Annotated in this window: 20 protein-coding genes; 12 read left to right on the top strand and 8 right to left on the bottom strand. The window is 52.8% G+C overall.

Annotated elements, in window-relative coordinates; translation table 11 throughout:
• Window positions 1–52: 52 nt before the first annotated feature.
• Window positions 53–505 carry a helix-turn-helix domain-containing protein gene (locus Q0746_RS16565; RefSeq protein WP_298262219.1) on the bottom strand — a complete coding sequence of 151 codons (453 nt, stop codon included), beginning with the start codon at window positions 503–505 and terminating at the stop codon, window positions 53–55.
• 380 nt (window positions 506–885) lie between these two features.
• Between Q0746_RS16565 and Q0746_RS16760 the strand changes: the two genes are divergently transcribed.
• Together Q0746_RS16760 and Q0746_RS16570 are read left to right on the top strand one after the other, a co-directional pair.
• Complete coding sequence (locus tag Q0746_RS16760; protein WP_363322781.1) at window positions 886–1,299, top strand: OmpA family protein; 414 nt, start codon at window positions 886–888, stop codon at window positions 1,297–1,299.
• A gap of 86 nt (window positions 1,300–1,385) precedes the next feature.
• On the top strand, window positions 1,386–2,018 hold the full coding sequence (locus Q0746_RS16570; protein WP_298262220.1) for a caspase family protein: 633 nt from the start codon (window positions 1,386–1,388) through the stop codon (window positions 2,016–2,018).
• On the opposite strand, the gene Q0746_RS16575 is transcribed toward Q0746_RS16570, so the two are convergent.
• Both Q0746_RS16575 and Q0746_RS16580 read right to left on the bottom strand, forming a co-directional pair.
• Window positions 2,002–3,210: a hypothetical protein gene (locus tag Q0746_RS16575; RefSeq protein ID WP_298262221.1), complete on the bottom strand. Its 1,209-nt coding sequence runs from the start codon at window positions 3,208–3,210 to the stop codon at window positions 2,002–2,004. The genes Q0746_RS16570 and Q0746_RS16575 overlap by 17 nt on opposite strands.
• Window positions 3,211–3,295: 85 nt before the next feature.
• On the bottom strand, window positions 3,296–5,251 hold the full coding sequence (locus Q0746_RS16580; protein WP_298262222.1) for an ATP-binding cassette domain-containing protein: 1,956 nt from the start codon (window positions 5,249–5,251) through the stop codon (window positions 3,296–3,298).
• A gap of 204 nt (window positions 5,252–5,455) precedes the next feature.
• Between Q0746_RS16580 and Q0746_RS16585 the strand changes: the two genes are divergently transcribed.
• Together Q0746_RS16585 and Q0746_RS16590 are read left to right on the top strand one after the other, a co-directional pair.
• Complete coding sequence (locus tag Q0746_RS16585; RefSeq protein ID WP_298262223.1) at window positions 5,456–6,256, top strand: hypothetical protein; 801 nt, start codon at window positions 5,456–5,458, stop codon at window positions 6,254–6,256.
• Between the two features lie 180 nt (window positions 6,257–6,436).
• Window positions 6,437–7,138: a hypothetical protein gene (locus Q0746_RS16590; protein ID WP_298262224.1), complete on the top strand. Its 702-nt coding sequence runs from the start codon at window positions 6,437–6,439 to the stop codon at window positions 7,136–7,138.
• Window positions 7,139–7,189: 51 nt separating this feature from the next.
• Here Q0746_RS16590 and Q0746_RS16595 read toward each other — a convergent pair whose 3' ends face one another.
• On the bottom strand, window positions 7,190–7,735 hold the full coding sequence (locus Q0746_RS16595; RefSeq protein WP_298262225.1) for an OmpA family protein: 546 nt from the start codon (window positions 7,733–7,735) through the stop codon (window positions 7,190–7,192).
• A gap of 236 nt (window positions 7,736–7,971) precedes the next feature.
• Between Q0746_RS16595 and Q0746_RS16600 the strand changes: the two genes are divergently transcribed.
• From Q0746_RS16600 to Q0746_RS16625, 6 genes are all read left to right on the top strand, one after another.
• Window positions 7,972–9,108, top strand: coding sequence for an acyltransferase (locus tag Q0746_RS16600; RefSeq protein ID WP_298262226.1), 1,137 nt, complete (start codon window positions 7,972–7,974; stop codon window positions 9,106–9,108).
• A complete protein-coding gene (locus tag Q0746_RS16605; RefSeq protein WP_298262227.1) occupies window positions 9,108–10,592 on the top strand; it encodes a sugar phosphate nucleotidyltransferase in 1,485 nt (494 codons plus the stop codon). The genes Q0746_RS16600 and Q0746_RS16605 overlap by 1 nt, the downstream gene beginning before the upstream one ends.
• Before the next feature lie 132 nt (window positions 10,593–10,724).
• Window positions 10,725–12,395, top strand: coding sequence for a glycosyltransferase (locus Q0746_RS16610; protein ID WP_298262228.1), 1,671 nt, complete (start codon window positions 10,725–10,727; stop codon window positions 12,393–12,395).
• Window positions 12,396–12,460: 65 nt separating this feature from the next.
• A complete protein-coding gene (locus Q0746_RS16615) occupies window positions 12,461–13,714 on the top strand; it encodes a DUF3131 domain-containing protein (protein WP_298262229.1) in 1,254 nt (417 codons plus the stop codon).
• Window positions 13,715–13,752: 38 nt separating this feature from the next.
• The gene (locus Q0746_RS16620; protein ID WP_298262230.1) at window positions 13,753–14,604 is read left to right on the top strand and encodes a PHB depolymerase family esterase; all 852 of its coding nucleotides are present in this window, start codon (window positions 13,753–13,755) and stop codon (window positions 14,602–14,604) included.
• A 13-nt stretch (window positions 14,605–14,617) separates the two neighbouring features.
• Complete coding sequence (locus tag Q0746_RS16625) at window positions 14,618–15,346, top strand: hypothetical protein (RefSeq protein WP_298262231.1); 729 nt, start codon at window positions 14,618–14,620, stop codon at window positions 15,344–15,346.
• Here the strand turns inward: Q0746_RS16625 and Q0746_RS16630 are convergent.
• Window positions 15,318–16,034, bottom strand: a complete 717-nt coding sequence (locus Q0746_RS16630) for a family 16 glycosylhydrolase (RefSeq protein WP_298262232.1) — start codon at window positions 16,032–16,034, stop codon at window positions 15,318–15,320. The genes Q0746_RS16625 and Q0746_RS16630 overlap by 29 nt on opposite strands.
• Window positions 16,035–16,907: 873 nt before the next feature.
• On the opposite strand from Q0746_RS16630, the gene Q0746_RS16635 reads away from it, so the two are divergent.
• Window positions 16,908–17,915: a replication initiator protein A gene (locus Q0746_RS16635; RefSeq protein ID WP_298262233.1), complete on the top strand. Its 1,008-nt coding sequence runs from the start codon at window positions 16,908–16,910 to the stop codon at window positions 17,913–17,915.
• Window positions 17,916–18,059: 144 nt separating this feature from the next.
• Here the strand turns inward: Q0746_RS16635 and Q0746_RS16640 are convergent, their stop codons facing one another.
• The 3 genes from Q0746_RS16640 to Q0746_RS16650 form a co-directional block, all read right to left on the bottom strand.
• A complete protein-coding gene (locus tag Q0746_RS16640; protein ID WP_298262234.1) occupies window positions 18,060–19,181 on the bottom strand; it encodes a peptidoglycan-binding domain-containing protein in 1,122 nt (373 codons plus the stop codon).
• Between the two features lie 87 nt (window positions 19,182–19,268).
• Window positions 19,269–20,612 (bottom strand): hypothetical protein, encoded by a 1,344-nt coding sequence (locus Q0746_RS16645; protein WP_298262235.1) that lies wholly within the window; start codon window positions 20,610–20,612, stop codon window positions 19,269–19,271.
• Window positions 20,613–20,623: 11 nt separating this feature from the next.
• A complete protein-coding gene (locus Q0746_RS16650; RefSeq protein WP_298262236.1) occupies window positions 20,624–22,327 on the bottom strand; it encodes a DUF3131 domain-containing protein in 1,704 nt (567 codons plus the stop codon).
• A 388-nt stretch (window positions 22,328–22,715) separates the two neighbouring features.
• Between Q0746_RS16650 and Q0746_RS16655 the strand changes: the two genes are divergently transcribed.
• Window positions 22,716–23,267 (top strand): recombinase family protein, encoded by a 552-nt coding sequence (locus Q0746_RS16655; RefSeq protein WP_298262237.1) that lies wholly within the window; start codon window positions 22,716–22,718, stop codon window positions 23,265–23,267.
• Window positions 23,268–23,393 lie beyond the last annotated feature (126 nt).

The following is a 23,393-nucleotide window of genomic DNA, read 5'->3' on the forward strand; positions in this document are numbered from 1 at the left end:
GGCGCGCGCGGGGGGGGGGCACAGGGTGTGTGTATGCCCCTACCCCCCTGCCCTACCCCAGTAACTGCGCGAAAAAGCCACGCTTTTTGGGAGGCTCAACAGGCTCAGGCTGTGCCGCTCTTTGATCAGTGAGCTGTGCCATGAGTTGATCTTCCTTGCGCTCTGCCCGTTCTACGCGTCCACGCAAATCGTCGATATGTGCCTCCAACTGGCTACGCTCTCTTGTCCGTTCGATTTCTTCACGCTCAATTTGCTCACGCAGAGCTTCAACTTCGGCCTCTAGCTCCCTGTTTCCATTGGATGTTTCATCTGGGGTTGCCGTTACAGAAACCTCAGGGTTACGTTCCCTGTAACCCGTGAGCCACCTTCCAAGCTCAGAAGGGTCAATCCTGTAAGGTTTCCCCCCTCCCCCATTGGCCGAAAGCTCCCCTTTTTTTATGGCCCTAGAAAGAGTTGGCTTGCTAACATTTGTTTCTTTCGCGGCCTGTCCTAGTGTGTATTTCATGAGCTGTAACACCTGTTTCTTATGGGGTTGTCATATGGAAACAACCTGTTTCACTTAACTGTAACACAGTTACACTAAAACAGGGCAGGGGGGAAGCATTGCCATAACTCCTTTCCACAAAGCCATAGACACAGATGAGCCCTTCTCTGCGGCAAAGTCGGGATAGAGCGCATTTTACAAAGTTTCAAAACGGATAATTCATCCTTTCTGAGTACGGTGACAAAAACCAATACTGCGATGGATTCATGATACGCTTCTATACAATCGTCTCTGCGCTATATGTCGGCATATGTTTCTGTGCTCCCTTGAGGGCTGAAGTCCCAAATCTACCGTTGGACTCAGACCGGTGCGCAATTGGCTACGCCTTGACGGGGCATGCCATGGCTGGGTGCGATGCTCCGTCCATTGGCACGCAGATCACACGGTCTCTGCAAAATTCTGAAACAGGCTACTTCGTCAATTTCGATTTTGCCTCCGAAATCCTGTCGCATGATGCGATCGAACATCTGACACGGTTGAGCAAACTTCTTACAGGGCCGCTGTCAGATCTATGTGTCAAGTTGGTCGGACACACAGACACCAGGGGTAGCAACAGTTACAACCAAGTCCTCTCTGAAAAGCGGGCCGAAAGGGTCTGGATGTTTATGGTAGGGCCAGGTCTCATGCAATCAGGTAGAATTATTGCAGAGGGCAGGGGGGAAACCGAGCCCCTGAAAAGGATACTAGGCAGTGATCCCAAAAATCGCAGGGTCGAAATTCTCGCCAAGAAAACGGCCATCGGCACCTGCCATTGATACAACGACGACAGATATTGACAGGACTGGCGGCAGGCGCGCTGCTTGGGCCGCAGGTCGCTCAGGCAGAGCAATCCCCTGTTGCCTTGGTTGTAGGGGTCTCTGATTATGATTACGTGCCGGCCTTGCCTTCAGCCGTTCTTGATGCGTCTCTGATCGGGGCGAGTTTCATGTCGCTTGGCTTTAGAACCTCCATAATGATCAATGTCACAAAACGGAACTTTCTGCGGGGCCTCGCCAGGTTTCGTACAAAAGCGGCCGATGCCTCTTTGGCGGTGACCTATGTCGCGGCCCATGGCACTATGCTGAATGGTCAGGGACATGTTTTTCTGAGTGACAGCCAACATTTGGAAGACCGCGTGCCTGAATCTGTTATTCTGCAGGCTGTGAATGACAAGCCGCGGCAAAAGATACTATTTCTGGATACCTGCCGAGAAAGCCCTATCCTGGGTGCCGCTCCAAGCACCGGGCTTGATCAATATCGTGCCGGAATTCATGTCAGCTATGCGACACAGCCCAATGCCCCTGCAATCGATGGCGACGACGGCCATAGCCCCTATGCAAAGGCGCTTCAAAATGCGCTGGAGATACCAGGATTGCACATGTCAGAAATCAACCGTCGAGTTCGGCTGAGCGTGCTGCGTGAAACCCATGGTTTACAGATACCTTGGGAGCGATCGTCTCTTGTGCTGCCTGTCATTCTTAACTCTGGATCATGATCGGGCGCTCTGATGATGTGGCCGGAGTTAACAGACGATTTATGAACCAGTCTTCACGGCGAAACAGTAACTTCTCGTTTAAGATCTGCTTTAGAATCTGAACCGCCGTCACGCCCGTCTTTTCTACGCGGATGATTGATGCGGTCCCTAACCCGCGTAAAGCAATGCCAATTTGCGGATTGTCGAGACGTGCGATGCTTTCGTTATCCAACGTGACTGTAGCACGAACAGAAGTTTGTCCAGTAGTCTTGAGCGCGCTGACCTCTCCTGCCAAAACGGGGCCGCCGTCAAGCATACCCAACATTGTCATCTGGACTTTATTCCCTGTCGCGACCGCATCAAGACGGTGATGTGGAACCTCAAAGCTGGCGTTGTACCCCGTTCCGCTCTCGGGCCGAAGAACCAGCAGATCAACGTCCTCATGCATAGCCGTGTCGCGTTGCACATTGCGCACCTGTACGACAAAGCCGCTCTCGGGCACTTGCAACCTAGGGCGTTCCAGCAGGTTGCGCATACGGTCGCGTTGCGTGGTATTGCGCCGGATACTGTCCCCGAGCTTCTTAACGCGTTCCAGCCGCTGTTTTTGCCATTCTGCGCCCCCCTTGTCCGCGCTAAACTCTAACGTAGCGATCTGGCGGTCTAACTTGTTGCGCAAAAGCCCGAGCGCGAGCACCTGTCGGGCATCATCCTCGCGTTTTCGTGGCTCGATATCTTGTCGCAAACCAGTGGACAGAAGGCCGATGTAACGCTCGATCAAGATGCGCTCTTCATGCATTGAGGCGCGGTCACTCAACGCCTGTTGGAGGAGTTGCGATTTTTCATTAAAAAAGGACTGGCAATCCTGCCTGGCAAGGCGGGCGTGGTCCCGCTCCATCTCAGGCAGATCAACAAAATAGGCGGTATCGGGAAGTTCCTCAATCAAGAGGCATTCTCGTAAAATGTTATCGTGCAATACAGCCGCCCCCAGCTCGTCCACACGGCGCTGCATCGCCTCAACATCAAGAGTTGCCACGGTTTGATTGCGGGTCACCTTTTCGCTGCGGGCGACATGCAACTCCTTAAGAATGCCACCCTTCGGCAGAACGACGATGACCGGATCGGAATCTGGACTAAGCTGCCCTACAAAATTGTGGTGCGAGTCAATCTTTCCGCTCAGTGCCAACACCACCCAACAGCCCGAAAGCGCCGTCAAAAGAGAGAATCCTATGATCAACCACAGCACAGGCCGCAAACCAATTCTACGGCGTGGGACGGTGCGATAGAGAAACTTGGCGGATCTATTTGGCATTCGCCGCCCCACGTGTCTTACGAGGATCATAAGTTTCAATCTCTGCGCTTATCTGGCGATTGTCTTGATTGGAGGCACATTCCACCTTTTGCGAGGCACGTATTACACTACCGAGCAAAGACAGCTTATGGGCGTCAGTGCCTGCGGCGGCTTCGGCACGGGCCTTTTGCAACGCACTCGTTCCCACGGGTGGGTCATCATCCAGCATGCGGACAAGACAATGCCCTTCGAAATGCTTGAACAAGAATTGAACTTTCCCAGGGGTGCGGGCATCGGCACTCTGGCACGAATAGGCCAACATATCTGACGTGACCTGCGACACCTTACGGCGGTTCGCCTCATCACCATCGCGGTAGAAATGTGATCGTATCCAGTTCACAAGAATTTCTTCGGTTTCTGGGGTGCGGTTGCCGATGAACCGGGTCCAGCCAGTATCCGATCGATTTCGAACCTCATCGGCCGGACCGTAATCGACAATCCGCCCATTCAGTATGACCAGCAATCTGTCACAGGCGTCCAGCAGCGCGCGGTTATTCGTGACCATAAGAATGCTACGTCCCATGCGCGCTTCTTGCGACAACCTTTGGACAAGCGCCGATACATGTTTGTCCGGAAGAGAATCTTCAGGCCGGTCCATCAGGTAAAGGGGCGGGGACAAAAGAAAGGCCCGTGCCAAAGCAAGCAGTTTGATCTGCATAGAGGGCAAAACCTTGGCGTTCTGGGCCTCACAGATCTCCTCAACCATGTCGACAGAGAAAACCAAGCGCTCCAAGAGCCACTTCCCCCGGGTCAGAAGCTCCCCCCCCTGAAAGCACGACAGGTTTTCATGACCCGAAGCCGCCATCATGATGGGACTGGGTGGCAATAGTACCGCTGGGACATTTTGCTCGGCGCTTTGTCGTTGCCAAAGGTCGATCCGGTTGACGTGAACATGACCGGACACCTCAAGATCGCTCAAGCTGAACGGATCTACAATGGCCTGCAGCAAAAGGCTTTTCCCTGCCCCGCTAGGGCCGACCACCCCAGTGATTTGACCGGGTTCGACATGCAGCGACACGTCGGTCATGATCATTTTTCCGGTGACATCACGGATACTAAGCTCTGTAATATTGAGGCCAGGCTTTTCTTCGTCGTCCGGATTCACCCCAGTATGTTCGACCTTTGCAGCAGGAACCAATGCGGCATCACGACGAAAGAAGCGGCCTTCAAAATAGTCCAGAATTGCCTGACTCGCCCACAAGGACCCAATGAGCAGCGGAATGAAGGCCGCCATATTCATGATATTTTCCGCGACGAGATAACTGCCGCTGGCCATTGCAACCATAATGGACAGAGCCGTGCCACCCTGCGTCATCGGCTTTGCCATGACATGTGATCTTGGCTGAGATGAAGCTAGGTGAAACCCAATCCTGTCGCGCCCCGACAGGATTGCGGTGGCCTCCTTTGGAAGAAAATCCCAAAGCGGTTCATTCTGGGCGATGCGGCTTAGTACGAAATACCCTAGACACCCGGCCACAGCTGAGAGCGGGATGGGCAGCGCCATAACCGGATGTATCATGCCCAGCAACAGACACAGGAAGCCACTGGCTATGGCACGGCTGCGGCGGGCATTGTGCTCCCGTGCAGCGCGGTAGCCGGACAAGGCCCGGGCCTGTGTGAATTCAAGCAAAAGCATGCCAACGATCAATGAAAGGCCGAGACCACTGAAAATTGGAAGCATCCCAATTTCCCCATCTTCAGCAACAATAGAAACGAAGAAAAGCGCCAAGACGCCCAAGCCCAAAAGGCACAGGAAACTTCCGACAGAAAAAAGTGCCCCGATGAAACTGGTCAGCCTTTGATCGGCTCGGTCCAGCATTCCTGCTCTCATCATCTGGGGCTCTGCGTTATCATCCGTCTCCAGTTCTGGCTCCGGTTTCTTTGTGACGTGCGCAAAGTGATGCATGCTGCGTTCCCCGCGTTTCTGAGTTGTCTAATCTCTGGCTTAGAGGGTTTTGGTTAAAAGAGTCTCATCAAGCCTTCTGTCTCGGGCCTAATGGCATATCTCCGTTCGTCAGCAGTTGAGTAACGGGTGGGGCGTTCGCACAGATGTTAGGATAACCTTAAGCCAAACCGGCGATCCTGAGCCCGGCTCTTTCAGGGGGATCTCATGGTTGCACGCTTGTTGGCTGCGCTATTGTGTTTTGTAGCGGGTACGATTTGTGCCACTGCCAATGAGGACAGGTTCGCCTTTACAACCGGCGGCATGGCGCGCTTACCCAACACACAGTTGCCCAGTGATCAGGGTAACGCCATATTCGACGGCTGGTTCAAAGGCGCCTTCATATTGCATTCCGGTTCCCGAGGCGCGCTAGCTTTGGCTCTGCGGGTAAAGCACGTTTCCGATACAGAGAAATATCCCTTTAACAACAGCACGACAGCTGGGGTGGAGCTGTCTTACAAGGCCATTTTAGGGAAACGTGCGTCTCTGACGTTCAAGTTACGTCATGATTGGTCTCGCAAACGGACCGGAACCAGCCAGGAGGGAACACGGTCTTTGGTTGATTATTTCTTTTTGGATTACCGAGTGCCCGACACACCGGAGCGGATGCTGAATATGGAGGTCAAATCGCGGGTTCTCAAGGTTTTTGCCAACCTGACCTTTCCAGAAACGCTGACGTCTGGGGACACCAATGTAGCCGTATTTTCCGGGATCAATTATGCGGTCAACTTGAAGATTCCAAAAAACCGTCTTCAGCTGGCGCCTTATGTTGGATTGAACATTGCATGGGATATCAAGGGGTTTAGCTACAACAACAAGGCGCAACCTTCAGTCGGGATCAAATTAAAGCACCCCTTGCCCAGTGGCGACATCCATCTGGGGCTACGTTATCAAGGTGATTATCGCTGGAAAACAAATACTTTTGAACATGGGCCAGGTGCCTTCATAGGCTGGTATAGAGCTTTTTAAGGTTCGACAGCCGCTGCAGGGACATATGGCGCCAAGCTGGGTTGCACGACACCGCCAGCGCAAACGTGAACAAGTTTAAACTATAGCCACGATCATGACACAATTCGTTAACACAAAAGAACATCCCTGAGCTTTATAAAACCCTTGGTGGTTGGATTTAGGTCATAAGGGATTGGGGATATGTTGCATCGTGTGTTCTTGTGTACCGCCTTGTTTGCCGTAGGGTTTTACGTGTTGATGGGGTCAAAAAGCGTCGCGACGCCAGAGTTCTACATTGCCGATGAAATATCAGTGGATGGACCTGCTCTGTTCTATGCTGTTTCTGAAGGCCAGCGGCAGGAATTGTGGTCTGTTTATTGTGTACAACCCTTGCGATCCTGCGTGGCCCGCGCGCCCGGTCTCGTGTTGCGCATAGACGAATCTGGGCAGCCTTGGCTGATCACTGCAATGTCACCAGGAGCCCGGGTATCGGTTCAAAACAGAAACTACACGCAGAACATGCCTTCGATCTTCACCCAACCTCTGAATAGGGAGATAATCAAGGAGCTTTCGGGGCAACAGAGCTTTGTCGTGATCGAAGAACAGGCGCAGGTGGTTCTGCGCACCCGCACCACAGGACTGAATGAAATTACGGACTATCTAACCTGGATACGAGGCAATACCGCCCATACTTTACGTGATGCCCGACTTTGGCCGCGCAACGGTGATATTCGCATTCAGGATATGACCCCCACAGTATTGGAGCGCTATGAGGTCATGCAGCGACGCGCCATCGAATCCCAGAAGCAATTGGTACCCTCGACCAAACCCCAAATTGAATTCGCCATTCGTGCGCAAGATGGGGCGTCGTTTTACTCACCTACAGGTAAGTCGGGATACTAAAGCTTGCCATGCTTCCGGGTTATTGGGCACAATATTGAGAATATCCGGAGCCTAATAACCTGGGCAGTTCCGCGCCCAAATTTCCACCCGGCGCTGCCAGGTACTATCAGGGGCCAGACCAGCCAGCGGACCTTGCTCCCCCATACTTTGCACCCCTTCAATTCGTGCAGGATTGAGCAACAAAAGCGACAGGCGTTTTTGAACCACTGCCGCGCGCTTGGCCCCCACTTCCATATTGATGGCCCCGCTGCCGCTAGAGTCGGAATAGCCCACTAACCTGAGACATGTGCGCTGCATAGAGGGCGCATTGAGAACCTCCGCCAATCGTTGGAGTTGCAACAGCGCGTTCGCACTGAGCTCAGTCCCGCCTTGGGTAAAGAACACATTGTTCTGCCGCATTTCTTGCGTCGGTTCGGTGATTGGCAGCCCCACTGGGGTTATCATAGCCATCGGCGTCGCGATAGCGGACCTCTGGCACTCCGACGGCGTGACGCCGTAAGCAGCCCTGATCTCTGCGCATTTCGTATCCGTTAGCCCCTGCGCCAAGGCGGGGCTGCTGAATCCCAATAATATGACGACGATATACCTGATAAACATATAGACCTCTTCTTCATCTCGATAGGCCACCGTCAGTTAAAATAGAGCTAACCATTAATCAGCAAAAGGCACTGATAATAAATAAAATTTTATTAAACGCTCTAACTTTCTTTGGGAGTCAGGAAGGCGCAACAACGGTAACCAGTTTTTTATCTGTTCGTCAGATAGTGGGAAAAAATGAGCCCTTTTAGCGGCTCATAGTAATTCTGAACTCACACTATGAGGCCCGTTGCATAATGTCTGAGCAGTCGCGCATGATATGGCTTGATTGCCTACGCTTGATGGCAGGGATCTCTATGTTGGGATTGCATGCTACCAGCGATCCCACGGGTCAGCCTTGGGTGCAATACCCCGTCGAAGATCGCTATCTGCCGCTATTGCTTCGTACGGTGCTTTATATAGCGCGCACAGAGCTTTTCATCATGATTTCATGCTTTTTGCTGCTCCTTTCCCTTGATCGGCGACCAAGGCCTTATAGGACGGTTATCGAAGAACAGACGCGCCGCCTTCTGGCGCCCTTCATCTTTTGGACCGTGTTCTTTGCCGGCTACGGGCTGATCAAGGCAGAGGCTTTTGGCTATTATGATTCCGCCCTCGCAGACCTGTTTAACCCCCAAGCATGGGTAGGATCCCTGCTGCTGGGGAACGTGAAATATCACATGCATTTTTTGCCGACCTTGTTCGGCATCGTTCTACTATTTCCCCTGTTCCGGCTGGCGGTGAAATATCCTGCGTTGGGTTTGACAATCTTTGGTTTTTTGCTGGCAAAGCACCAGCTGGATGCCTTTGTTTACCGGACTTTCTGGGGGACTGATATCCTTCCCTATCTTGTTCGCATGGTCAAGATCGCGACCTATGTAGGTTATGGAATGATGGCGGGGGCCGCTGTGGGCATCTGGCAGCGCACGACCCCTGAACAGCGCAAAGAATGGTTCCCGCTCTGTATGTTCCTTGGGCTGATGCTATTCGCCTTCAAGCTAATCTCCACTTGGCAGACTGCGCAAACCGGCGCATGGACGTTCAACTATTTCCCAGGGTACTGGGCGGACTTCCTCTTTCCGATGGTGCTGTTTGGTGGCTGCATGGTGCTGTCGCATCTGCGCTGGCCGGAACTGATTGCCAAGTTAGCGCCCTACTCCTTCGGCATATATCTGTGCCATCCGATCTTTCTCGATTTATTTGAAATCGCGATGCAGAAAGGTTCAGATTTGAGCCCGATCGCGCAGATTGGCATTAAAATGAGCTTCGCTCTGATCACGTCCAGTGCGCTGGTCTACCTGATTTCCAAAACAAAACTCTTAGCCTGGACCATCGGCCTTGGCCCACTGCCAATGTTGAGCAGGAAACCCGCCTTTAAGCAGAAAGAGACTTGATGCTAACGGATACCAAACTACTCGAAGATGGCCTTGCTGTTGTAACCCTCTCGGGGTCTCTCGTAGAGGCCAGTGCCACACATAACCTATCGCAAACGCTCCGGCATCTGTACGATCAGGGGCGACGGGGAATCCTACTGGATTTATCCAAGGTAAAACGGCTGAACATGGCAGGTCTGGCAGCCCTTGTTGAACTGGCCGCTCGCAACCCTAAATGTGATCTGGGCTTCTGTGCTATGCCACAGAAATCGTTAAATTTTTTGCGGAAATCTGGCCTTGATCGTGGGTTGAAAATCTTTACCTCGGTCGAAGAAGCCCGCCATCATCTCAGTTTCCGGCCTCATGCACTGACCAACACCCGTGTGGTGCTTTTGTGCGCCGGAAAAGGCAGTAGGGTCGCCCCCCTAACCGAGATCGCACCAAAACCGATGTTGAACCTAGCAGGCCGACCCTGCATGCACCGTATTATAGATCACCTTGCCCAATTCGGCCTGCGTGATGTGTTGCTGAACCCTGGCCATCTGGGCCATCAGATCGTCGACTATTTTCAAGGCACGAAGATACCAGACACTCATATCACCTTTGTCAACGAAGGTGGCTGGAAGGATGGCAGCTGGACAGCAGAACCCATTGGGTCGGCCAGCACGCTTAAACGCATGCAAGAATGCAACGCGGCCTTTGACAGCGATATCGTAGTGCTTTGTGGTGATGCGTTGATCGATATCGATATCGCAGAGATGATGCGTGAACACCGTGCGAGCGGTGCCGATGCGACCATCGCCACCCAGAGCGTTCCAGAAACGGATGTGCACAAATATGGCATCATCGAAACGTCACCGACAAAAACCATTACCCGTTTTGTCGAAAAGCCCAAGCCTGGTGTCACCGACAGCCGCCTTGCCAATACCGGCATCTACATTTTCAAACCCAAGGTGTTGGCGCTTATTTCCAATGCATCTGGGTTGGATATAGCCTGCGATCTGTTGCCCGCTATCATGAGATCAGGCGGCAAAATGCATGCCTATACCCAACCGTTTTCTTGGATCGATATCGGGTGCGGTCGCGACTATGCCAAAGCTGTCGAAAAATGCCTGCGCGGAGAGGCCCACTTTGCCGCGCCCATTGGGCAGGAAATACGCCCTGGTGTTTGGGCGATGCCAGGTGCTGTTGTTTCACCGCGCGCAAAGATCACCGGGGTCTGCCATATCGGTGCAAATGCCCGAATTGAGGCAGGCGCCCAATTGGACAACTTCTGCAGTATCGGCGCCGGCGCCGTGGTCGAAGGCAAAACCGTACTGCGCGACTGTATAGTGATGCCTGAAACTAAAATTCATTCGGGCGCGTGGGCCCACAACATGATTTTACATAGTGGCTGGGCAGTGGATCATACCCTTGCGGATGGTTCACTGCAAAACCGTGATCCGTTGGATTGCGTAACCCAACTGGTAGCCGAAATGCCGCTCCAACTCCAAAAACAAGCATAGATGGCATCTAAGGCCCACATGTCTCATACAAAGCAATCAGCACATTATTTTCGGGTTTTCCTGAATCGCACGCCCACAAAAACCACTGCGCTGGTCGGCGTAAGGCGCAGTATGTGGCACGTGACGGCCAGCATGACTATTGGCTTAGGATTATGGTATCTTTCATGGCGCTGGAACGCCTCATTGAACCAAGACGCATTGGTATTTTCCGTGGCCGTCGCCATGGCCGAAACCATGATGTTTATTGGCACACTTCTGTTCTTTTACAACATTTGGGATGAGGGTGACAGCGAGGTCAGCCCGCCGCCAACTTCGCGTGAGGAGCTGGGGCTTGAGGGCACCGGAGACATTCGGGTAAACATCTTCATCACGTCCTATGATGAAGATGTAGAACTGGTCGCCGATTCAATTGAGGCCGCACAACAGGTCCGTGTTCCCGATCGAGTAAAGCTGTCCATATATGTCGCCGATGACGGCAATCGGACCGCTATGCGCACCGTCGCTGAAGCCAAAGGCGCAGGATATATACAGCGCGACGAAAACCGCGGTTACAAGGCTGGGAACCTCGCCAACGCACTGTTTCACACGGATGCTGATTTCATTGTCATCTGCGATGCAGATACGCAGCTTTTTCCAGAGTTTCTTGAGCGTACCTTGGGTTATTTTCGAGATTCTGATGTGGCCTTTGTACAGACACCCCACTGGTTCTATGACATTCCCGAAGGCCAACCCCCCGAAACCTGGCTCGTGCAAAACTTCGGAAAAAAAGCCCAGTTTCTGGCCCCCATCATGCGGTTCTTCATGCGGAACCGAAAGATAGGGAGAGATCCGTTTCTATCGTCCTCAGACATGTTCTTTGACGTGATTCAGCGACGCCGGAACCGGCATAATGCCAGCTTTTGCTGCGGTGCAGGGTCGATACATCGCAGCGAGGCCATCTTTAGCAACGCGCTCGAAGAACAAGGGCGCATGTTGCAGAAAACCGAGAAGCGGCTGGGATTTGACTGCGCACCGCAACTGCTCCCAAGGCTTGATATGCAGCCTTTTCGGTATCACGTGTCTGAAGACATATTCACGTCGCTACAACAGCACACGAAAGGGTGGCGATCAGTCTATCACCCGGAAGTTCTGGCGCGCATGCTGTCTCCTTGGAGCATGGAGGCCAGCGTCATGCAGAAGTTGAAATATGCCGGTGGCACCTTCGATATTATGCTGCACAGCGATCTGATCTGGCGAACTGGGCTGCCTTGGCAGACACGACTGCATTACATGTCCACCTTTTGGTCTTATTTGTCAGTGCTTTGGATCCCGATCCTTTTTCTTGCGCCTATGGTGTCCTTGTTCACAGGCCTGTCACCCGTAGATGCCTATTCGATTGAATTTTTCATACACCTGATCCCAATGCTTCTGGTCAACGAATTGGCTGTGTCGCTGGGCTGCAAGGGGCATGATATCCATGCTGGGCGCGTCCTGTCTCTAACCACATTCCATATCCAGCTGCGCGCCTTTATTCAGGTTCTCAGAGGGCAGAATCCGCATTTTCCACCGACCTCCAAAGACCCCAGCATTTCAGGAAATACGCGCCATGCCCTTCCACTGCTGGGCGCGCTGGCTTCAATGGCTGCCGCTGCCGTCTTTGGCGTCTGGTCATATTCGACCGGATCCCCCGATCACAGCGCATCTCTGGTTGTGGTCAACCTGTTCTGGCTGGGGCTGAACGCCCTGGCGATTGCACGCGCCACGCAGGCCGCTTTCTGGCGTCCTCGTTTGCCTGATGGCACGCTCCTGCACTCCACGTCCTGAAAGGATTTTCGATGGCTCTGGCCCGAAGTTACAAGTCTAGTATAAAGTTTGCACTGGGGCTTTGCATGGCCGCCGGGGTCGCGCTGGCGATGGATGGTGGGTTGCTTTATCAGCTGCGCCTCGGCCAGCAGACGCTTGATCTCACTGCAAAAACAGATCTTTCCTTATCCGAACCGCGCGCGCTGACAGAGGCGGACCGCGCCGCCGCAGAACGCGCCTGGCGTTATATTCAGACCAACACCCGCCCAGAAACAGGATGGGTCGATACGGTTAGGGGTTTCCCATCGAGTACGCTTTGGGACCAAGGATCCTATGTTTTCGCATTGGTGGCGGCAGAGCGTCTTGGAATCATCAATTCCGAAGAGTTTCAATCTCGGGTCGAGCAGCTGTTAGGCAGTTTTGAAAAATTGCCCCTCTTCGAAGGAAAGCTGCCCAACAAAGCCTACAATACACAGACCCTTGAAATGGTGGATTATTCCAACAAACCCGTACCAGAGGGGATCGGTTGGTCTGCGTTGGATGTCGCGCGCATGTTGATGGCCTTTCGGGCACTTGAAAAGTTGAACCCTGATTATGGAGACCGCATTCGTTCCTTGTTGGCACGGTGGGATCTACCAGCGATGGCGGCCAATGGTGAACTCCAGGGGGCCCTGCGTGAGGATGGCAATACCGTCTACAAGCAAGAAGGACGCTTGGGGTATGAACAATATGGCGCTCGATCGGCGGCGCTATGGGGCATGGATGTACTGCAAGCGGTGTCGTCACAACGCATGCTTGATTGGGTAAATCTGGGGGGCGTTGAGGTCCCAACAGACCTGCGCCGTGCCGATACATTTCGTGCGATCACCCCAATCCTGAGCGAACCCTATATATTGCAGGGGATCGAGCTGGGTTTGGACAGCGAAAACCGGATCATGGCCGAACGCGTTTATCTTGCCCAAGAAGCCCGCTACCGTGAAACGGGCATCCTGACAGCCGTGTCTGAGGATCATATCAATCAGCCGCCCCACTTTCTCTATTCCTCGGTCTATTCAAACGGTGAGGCATGGGCGGTCGTCACCGAACAGGGGGATTTCCATCCCGAATTACGCACGATTAGCGTTAAGGCGAGTTTTTCTTGGGATGCGTTATATGACACCGATTACACTAATTTGCTACGCGCGCAGGTCGAGGACATAGGTGATCCAAGCAAGGGTTGGCCTTCGGGGATCTACGAAGCGGATGGCAGCGTAAACGATATCTACACACTCAACACAAACGCCATCGTTCTGGAAGCGATCCACTACATTGCACATGGGCCGCTCTGGCATCTTCGGTGATGCCCTCAATATTCACCTCTCCCTGAAGGGACATCTGAATGATACGCTTTTTCTTTGTCTTTATGTCATGGGCAATTCTGAACACCTCTGCCCACGCGTCTTCTGTCAAATACCCTCAGGCATTCGTGCATGATGGTCGAGAGCGGCTATATTATCTGAATGTCCCTGATGATTTGCCCGAAAACGCACCACTGATCGTTGCCCTGCATGGTATGGGCGGACAGTCTCACAAGATGCGATATGGGCTCGGCCTGCATGAGCTTGCCTCCGAACTGGGGTTTGCCACGCTGTTTCCACAAGGTTCCATGTTCGGGGAAGATACAAGCCACTGGAATACTGGGGAAGGACCCGGTGAGCAGAACGATACCGATTTCTTGCTCGCTCTGATCGAGCATGTGGTGCAAACGCACGGCCTTGATCCCTCGCGCGTCTATGTGATGGGCATATCGAACGGGGCGCAAATGGCCTATCATCTAGGCTGTCATGCTCCCTACAAAATCGCCGGAGTCGTCGCCATTATTGGGACTATATCCGGCACGGATTGGTCTGAATGTTATCTGAATAACCCTGTTTCTCTGCTCCATATCCATGGCAAGGCTGATCCCGTCGTCCCATTTGACGGCGGGCACAGCTGGTATAATGCGGAATTTTCCTATCCTTCCGTACCGGAGCTAATCTCACATTGGGTACAAGAAGTTGGGGCCGCTCCCACCCCAGTGGCTCAAACTCTTCAAAATGCCGAAATCACACGCTACGAAACTGAACTGGGAGCTGTGGTCGAACTGGTTGCCATAGACAACTTTGGCCATGATTGGCCCCATCTCCAAAATGCGGGCTTTTCCGCATCCCGTTTGATAGCAGATTTTGTCATCAACCTTCCACATAGATGAGGGGATGATCGTTATGTATCTGAGGTATTTTTTCCAAGGCGTACTGAATGTTCTTTCGCTGGGTCTCTTTACGGCGTTCCCGGCCCAAGCGCAGAACTGGCTGCAGATTGAAGCGCGCGACATCCCCGCTGAATGCACGCGCCCGGTGTCCTGTATTGACCGTTCTCAACTGGCGCTACGCAACATCCTAAATATTTCACAGACAGACCGTGATGCCCTGCTGCAAACCATTAATAGAATAGCAACAATCAGAGGCTTGCCGGATGATGTCCAAAGACAACCGGTGATAGTTCCCGAAAGCATGATCGAAATCCTACATCCAATGCCAGCCGCAGCACCACTGTCGCTCCTGACCAATCATCCAGGGGTGTTCTTCGATTCCGTGGCCCTTGATAAGAATGAAGAAACAGCCGCTTTCGGGCCTTATATCCGTGAACATCTCTCGGCCACGGGTGTCCGTTTTCTAACCGAAAAAGAGCTGGAACGTACTCCCGGCCACCCCAAGCTAGTGGTCCGCTTGACGCCTCGGTCAGACGCGGAGGGATCTATCATTCCATTTTCAGTATCCATGTCGATCTCTGAGGAGGCCGTGATGGTGCGCAATCCGTCATTAAAGGTTTCGGCAAACACATGGTCCCGTGTGGTCAAAGAAAATCTGGCCAATAAGAACTATACCCCGATGAGTTCGTTGAGCCAGGTGGTTGAACAATTTGTCACCGATTGGATATCTCAAAATCCCTGAGCTGGCATGTTCCCGCATCGGCGACAGAGTTCTTGGCGGTGGATCCCGAACCATCAATGGCAGTGTGAAGGCGGGCATTCAACGGTGTGAAACGGACGTGGGCGACCCTCGCCTTGGCCTGCGTGCCCGGCATCGTGGTACCCGCCCAATTTGAGATGCTCGGATCGGCCGCCCAAAGGTTCACAAAAAGTCGTCCAGGCACAGCCGGAATAGCTCCGTCTTTAGCATGACGTTCAAAAACCAGCGCGCCATTGACGAACCATCGCAGTCGCTCGGGACGCCATTCAAAGGCATAATCAACCATTTTCTCTGCAGCATCAAAGCCCAGATCAACAAAGTGGTTTTGCAATTGGCCATCAATGAACCAAGCCACATGCATCTGTCTGGTATTGCGGCCAAGAAATTCAATATCGATCTCGTCGTGACGAGTGCCATAATGCGGTCCGGTGTATGTGAAGAAACCGGTTACAACACCGGGATGTGAGGCCGCCTGCATGCGGACTTCATAACAGCCGTAATGACTGGAGTTTTCGCGACGGATCGAGCCACCCGCAAAACGATTAATCCCGCCGTCATGGGGCTGTAGCCGCAACTCCAGCCCCTCTCCTTCACTCTGATCACGGATTTGAACCTGAGATCGGCGCCAGTCTGTGTCGAACTTGTCATGGGCAAAATCATATTCCGCCACATGCCAGTCGGTTCCAAGTTCTTTGAACCTATCAATAAACCCGACCGGTTCAGACATGACTGCACTGCCAAGGGTTCCGCCAAGGCAGGCCAGTGCTACAATGTGCCCCCACATTATACCCCCTATATACCTCCAAAGAGAGGTTTAACCCGGCCTTAAGGTTAACAGAGCCTTAATAGGAGAACAGTGATAATCTAAATATTGGTTAATGGGGGGGGGTGCTTTACCGATCTGCGAGAGGCAATCTTTTGGGAGAGACGGTAGATGATGCACATCAGAGCGCTCAGCGTCATGCATTTGACGAACCTGATAATCGGGCGCAAGGTGATAAGGCTTTCAAAAGCGCTTCAGAGGCCCAAAGCGCCGCCTAGGAGTGGGCTGCGCCCCTAAGATGGGAGTTACCTCCTTTTGTCATTCTTAGCCCCTATAGGGCCGCTTCTAGACGCTTTCCTTGCTGATTAAGCTTTGACCGTTTCCTAGAGCGGGCGTTCAAAGACGTGATTTAGGCCGTGAATCTGGGTTTGGTGAGGCGTGTCTGAGGTGGATTCACTGGTGGCTTGATTGGTGGAATGGTTTCGAAACAGGTGAGTTAATTGTGATTTCTCCTAGTGTTTACAATGTTACCTACGGAGTAGTGTTACGGATTCTATTCAGCCTTTTTTATATAGCTCAAACCACTCTTCGGGTTCCGAAAGGGCCAAACTTTGGTTCCGAAAGGGCCAAACTTTGGTTCCGAAAGGGCCATAAGCTTTGACGGCCTGATGCGGTTCCTAATCGGCCAAACTTTCGGGCTGAGGCTGGCAAAGTCCGAAAGATCCTAATCGGCCAAACTTTCAGGTTCCCGATAGGCCAAACTTCGGGCAGTATCCTCGCATGAGTCTTTTTCCAGAACGCCACCCCAATCTCGATTTTTTTGTGCTCAACATCACAGATGCCGTTCCGAAGGACGATCTCGCCTCAATGGAGCATCCGCTCTTTTCTCTCGCCACCAAGCCAGACATGCGCCACTTGGAATATCGTAATGGCAACAGTGTCCTAAAAATCCGCCCTTCCCGGCTGGGGCTCCCGACGATCATGGATAAGGACATTCTGATTTTCGTCATCACACAGCTCATGGCCCGCAAGAACCGGGGGCAAGAGATTGGTGACACGGTGCGGTTTTCCATGCGTGAGCTGTGCATGACGATCAATCGACCCATTGGCGGAGATCACTACAAACGAATTGAGAACGCTATTGATCGTCTGCAAGGCACCCAGTTTGTCAGCAATGTGCAGACAGGTGGAAAAACAGAACGCCGCACCTTCTCGATGATCGATGAAGGCGGCATGGTCAAAAACGAGGCCTTCACCCGAAACGACTTTTGCGAGATTCGTGTATCACGCTGGCTTATGCGGGCGATTGAGGCGAACGAAGTGGTATCTATTAGCCGTAGTTACTTCCGCCTGCGTCGCCCTCTTGAACGCCGCCTTTATGAAATTGCGCGGAAACACTGCGGTAACAAACCCAAGTGGCACATTGGCCTGCAGAACTTACAAGATAAGACGGGCAGCAATGCGCCTCTTAAACGTTTCCGCCATAATTTACGTGAAATCATCACAGCCGATGTCACCCCGTTCTATCAGTTCGAGATAGACAGCAAAGACCTCGTGATTGTGCGGCCACGTAAAACACCTGCCCATCAAGCCGCTCCGAACATCAAGATTCCCTCATGGGCAGAAGACAAAGCACGGGAAATAGCACAGGAAAAGGGCTGGGATTTTCACGTGCTGAAATCCAACTGGATCACCTTTGCCCAAAGTGAGGCCGCAAATGGCAACGCTCCCAAAAATACAGGTGCGGCGTTTGTTGGTTACTGTAAAACGCAAAAGAATATGCGCTAGATTGTGAGTAGCTCCTTGCCAAACGTTCGGCCTGAAGCTTGTCGACACCTAGGTTAGAGCGGCCTTTCACAGGCCCCGACAATCTTGTCAACGACACTGAATTGCGAGACTACCGCCCGCCTCGAGCCAGCTATCAGCACAACGCTAGAAAGAGGTGTCGATAAACACCTGCAAGCTTTGATACCCGTCGTTCTCTTTTCTAGAAGTGGCTGATGATTGAGTTTTTTTCTTGGGTTGTACTGGCCTCGCGGCTGGCTTCGGTTTGATTGCCGCATGCTCTTTTTCCAGCGCGCGCATCGTGTCGAAATCCAACGCGCCACTGGCAAGAATGCCTTGTTGCGCCTGAAACCGTGCAAGGGCTTGGCGGGTTACATCATCCATCTTGCCAGTTGGCTGAACGTGAACATAGCCCAAAGCGTTTAGAATATATTGTGCATGGCGCAGCTGTTCACTGTCATCGCCCCTGATGTGCTGTTTCTCTTGCTTGATCGTGTCTTTTGCATTGTTCGTCGGCAAAGAAAGGCATTTCCAGAACGGTACACCCGTGTAGTTGCCCAACATTTCAATCAGTCCCAGTTCGATCAAACTACGCACCGCCTGTCCCTGACTTTCGACACGGTTGACCTGTAGCGATATTCCTAACGTACGCTGCGAAATCACCCCCGCTAAACCTGGCCCCCAAGCGCGACGCGAAACGACCATAGAATTACTGATAGAGGTGCCCGGAACAACAATGCGTGACGGAAAACTAACAAGGTGCAGATCAAGCGTGACGATAGCATCCTCTGATGAGTTTGATGTAATTGCCGATGACAGCTCGTTTGCACCAGAATTCGGATTATTCAAACTTGCGTTGACAGAGGTCTTTCGGACTGCGTCATCAACCTGACTGATGGTACCATTGACATAAATAATCGGTTGGGGCTGATGCGTTTTGGGGGCGTCCTTTTCCAAGGCTAAAGTGTCGCCAGACGTTCTTCCGACCAGACCTTGTTCAACGAAAGAAAACGCCTTACTGCGCCGGCTCATATGGTTGATCGCAGTGATGATCATGCCACGGGCATCGACTGAAATTTTTTTGGTTTTATCTGGAATTTGATTGGCCGAAATAATGACCCGTGGGCGTTTGGCCTTTACAAACAAGCCATCCATGCACTGTAGCGCCGGGTAGAACGACGTATGGTTGCGCTGTACCGGTGTCTTGGGTTGTGCGCTAAGGGGGGTCAATTCAGCAGAGTTGATGGAGCAAGCAGCCATAAACCCCATGGCTGAAAGCAACCCCGCCCGGATGAGGCCTCTCCACAGAGCCCCAAGACAAAGTGCGCGACGTATAGGGATGTGTGGCATGCGCTATTACTCTTGGGTGGTAGAACGGAAATATTCGGACAGCAACTGATAGTCGCTCCCTTTACGCATAGGCTGTTGTGTAAGTGTTTGCGCGCCCCCATTTGGCAGCTGAGAGCGTAGCTCCTTGAGGATATCGCTGATAACCTGCTCTTGTTCGGCATCGACCATATCAGCGGCTGCTTGCTGAGAATGCTGCGCTTGTTGGACCACCATAAGCGCGACATCTGGGGCCAGCCCGACCTCGGTCATCAGATATTCCAGATGGCGCGCTACATCCCGCGTGTTTTGTGTTTGATTATGCGGCGTTGCCCCCGGCGCCGGTTGTGCCTGCGCCGAAGCTCGAGGCAGTGTTCCCTGCATGCGTTGTAGTTCTTGTTGGAGGGACTGGTTCATCTGCATCAGTTCCAAAACCCTTGTCTCAAGCGTCTGCGAGGAAGCATTCGCGTCCCCCTTCGCAGGCGGTGAAGCAGGTGCAGCATCGGTCTGCCGGTTGAGCAACAGCTCGCGCAAAACATTGAGCTCACCACGGACCTCTGCCACATCTTGGCCCACCTGTGCCGGCGCGGCGGTTGCGCCTGCAGCTGGAGGTGGGGTTTGTGCCGCTGCTTGGGTTTGTTTTTGGATCCCCGAACGCGGCTGTTGCATGCCCGATTGCCAGAGTGTCGTCTGCGTCAGGCCCGGACTCTCCGGTCCTGCAGGCGCATTCGGCACGGGCCAACCACGTGGCAGGACAGTATAATCCTGGCGTGCGGAAACCCAGCGAAGATAAGATGCAACCGCGCCAAACCCCGCCAACGAAACTCTGTCGACCTCGTTTTCCTGACGGCGAATGATCAACTCTCCTCCGGCCGCCAACAACAATTCTAGCCGCGGTTCCAGCGGCTGGATGATCGTAGCTGGCAAAGGTAATTCGCTGATCCCATCGGCCAAGATGAACTGGTCATTTTCAGAAATACTGGCCAGTTCAAGCTGCACCTGCCCCCGATTGTTTAGCGTAACCTGCAGCGTGTCCTTACGCCCCATACAAACAAGCGTACGCGGCCGACAGATGACTTCAAACACATCTTTATCCAGCCGAGGAGACGGTGCAAAACGGGCATATCCGTCTGGATCAAAGCGGAAATATACCCCTTCCACCAACCCTTCCTGAAAGGTAGGCCACCCAAAAGCTCCGCGCAGTTCTTGCCGTGCCTCTCGGGCACCGATTGCGAACAGAATTGATGTATCTAACACCGCATTCTCGGACGCGAAGGAGTCTTCAGGTGCGAGCTGTGTGCTTTGCCCCGCCTCCTGAGCCTCAACCGAGGGACCAGACAAGGCAACAAGAGCGGGTAACAGTACTGTCTTCATAAAATGGCGCATCAGTATTGCTCTTCTTGTTGAGTGGAATGACGCAGCGCAAGCAACCAGTCTTCGCGCTGAGGGGGGTCAGGGTATTTGCGACGTTCACGAACGTCTTGGTCGCGATAGGCTGTAAACCATACCTCGTTCCCCCCCTGATAAGGGGTGAGGATCGTCCCTTGTACTTTGTAGAGCAAAGACGTCAGGATGATCCCGTTATTGTTTGCTGTATAGATCTCGACACGCCCCTGACCGCGTTCATACAAGCCTTCATACATGCCGTTTTCGGGGTTATAGAGCTCGATAATCGCCTCATAAAGAACGTCTGTATATTCGGTATCCCATAGCGCCCAGAGCCCCAGTGCAGCCTTGGCCGAAACAGCAGCGTGGTCCGGTGTATAGTCGCCACGCGGCGTCACCGTGTTCCATGGATATCCATCGGAAAAGATTGTGTCATAGGTAAAATAGGGCGGGCCCTTTACGTTGTGTTCGGAGCGCGCGGTCATAAAACCCGTACGCTGCCAGCGATTTTCCTGCACCTCATAGATGCGGTCGGCGAATTCGGCACGCCAGCCATCCGAATGCAGCCAGTCTGGGGTATGAGTATCGTGCGGCAGGTTGAAACCCAACTCCAACCCATCCTGCAAATAGGATTCAGTCACGACATAGTTTTGGGAGTGGAAAATCCGCGGATCACGACCATCATAGGGGATGGCAACCCCAAAGATGGCTGCTGTCAGAAAAGGTTCAGCGCGATGCGCAAGAACCGGTTTAAACCCCCATAAAGCGAACCCCTTGGCGGCATATTCCTCATAGCCCAAGCGCCCTTCCTGAGCATAGACGGTCTCTCCGGTTTCCTTGTCGACATAGGCTCCGAACAAAAGCCCCTCGTCCGAAACTGTATTGGAGAAATCCCACTTCAGTAAAACCGAGTCGACCGTGTTGCCCAAATGTGGATAGCGGTTCTTGATAATACGCATCCAGACCAAAAACCGCCCAATATCCAGCGCGGAAAACCCGATTTCGCCAGCTTTGTTCGTATAATCAACCTTTGCCCCTGTCTTAGTGTGATACACCTTGTTAGGCATTTCACCTCGGAACAGGTCCAGCCCCTTGATGGTGGTCAATAGCTGGGTCATCCGGTGATCCAGTTCCGGCTTTTCAATCAGACAAAGTTCATAGGCCGCGACCACTGCAGCCATATAGGATGCGGTATCCCACAGTGTTGTGGAGGGGTAATTACCAACCGAATTCGCCAAGCCTGTGGTCTCTTGGGTGAATTGTTCAAAGTATGTCCAGGCCACCTTGGCTGCGCGCAACTCGCGTTCCTGCAGAAACCCACGGCGCGGGCGATACTTGCGCACATATTCGTTGCGTTGGGTGTATCCCGCCGGCTGATCACGGCCCATGTTGAGATCATCGAAATAATTCTCGGGCATTTCGCACATACGCGGCGGCTTCACGCGCGCGGGTTGTTCATAGTAAGTCGCTGAGGTGATTGCCGGAATATTACCCCGCATCAAGGCAGGTAAGTCATCCAGATCCCCGCCCGCGACAATCGGGTTCACATCGTCCTTCTGGGTAAGAAGCAACGATCGTGCAGTATCCCCGATCATCCATGTGGCTCCCATGGTAGAGGCTGCAGCTAAAACAAGGGCTGCTGCACCAAACCACGCCGATTTGCGTTTGGCCGACCTGCCTTCCGCTTTTGCTTTCGTGCTCAATGTGCTTACCTACGACTTCAACCGTGCAGCACAGAGTGTGCCCTGTCTTAGTTAAGAAATGTTTTAAACTCAGTTATTTGAGGTTATTGGGCCCGCGCACTTCAATAAGCTATGAAAATATCCGCAATCGGCTCGTGGTTCCCACAATGGCAAGTGGGCTAAAGTTTTGGGCTGGAGACTGCTTCAATAGTGGAGCTGGATCGATGAAGAGACCCAAAAGAGCGGCACACTGACGTATCGTAAAAACCATGCGGTGTGCCACTGGTGTTGCTCACTCACGAGACCTAACGTCTTGGAAAGTAAACATATTGAGACCCACCTCTTGCCATGTCTTTATTCATGTCTCAGTATGATGGTGTCAAAACATCTAAGTATTTATGAGACACCCATGGCCAAAATTGGATACGCCCGCGTCAGTTCTATCGGGCAATCTCTCGACGTTCAGCGCGAAAAGCTAAATTCGTGCGAAAAACTGTTTGAAGAGAAACACAGCGGCACCACCGATGCCCGCCCCATCCTGAAACAATGCTTGGAATATGTTCGTGAAGGCGATCAGCTGATTGTAACCCGCATTGATAGACTCGCCAGATCCACCCTTCACCTCTGCCAAATTTCTGAAACCTTGGGTGAAAAGGGCGTTGATCTGGTCGTTCTGGACCAAAACATCGACACCTCAGATGCAACCGGACGGCTCCTGTTCAATATGCTCGGAGCAATTGGGCAGTTTGAAACCGAGATCCGTGCCGAGCGCCAAATGGATGGGATCAAAAAAGCAAAGGATCGCGGCGTACAGTTCGGAAAGCGGCCTGCTCTCACAGTCAGCCAAATCTCAGAACTGCGCGAAAAACGCCAACAAGGCACACTCATCAAAGACCTGATGACCCAGTACAGCCTCTCAAAAGCGACCATTTATAGATATCTCGGAACAAACACTGCCTGAAGGCACTTCCGACCCAGGAGTTTGATTGGGTTCTGAGCAGCCTCTCAAAGGCGCGCGCGGGGGGGGGGCACAGGGTGTGTGTATGCCCCTACCCCCCTGCCCTACCCCAGTAACTGCGCGAAAAAG

Source organism: uncultured Litoreibacter sp. (assembly GCF_947487515.1).
Classification (GTDB): Bacteria; Pseudomonadota; Alphaproteobacteria; order Rhodobacterales; family Rhodobacteraceae; genus Litoreibacter.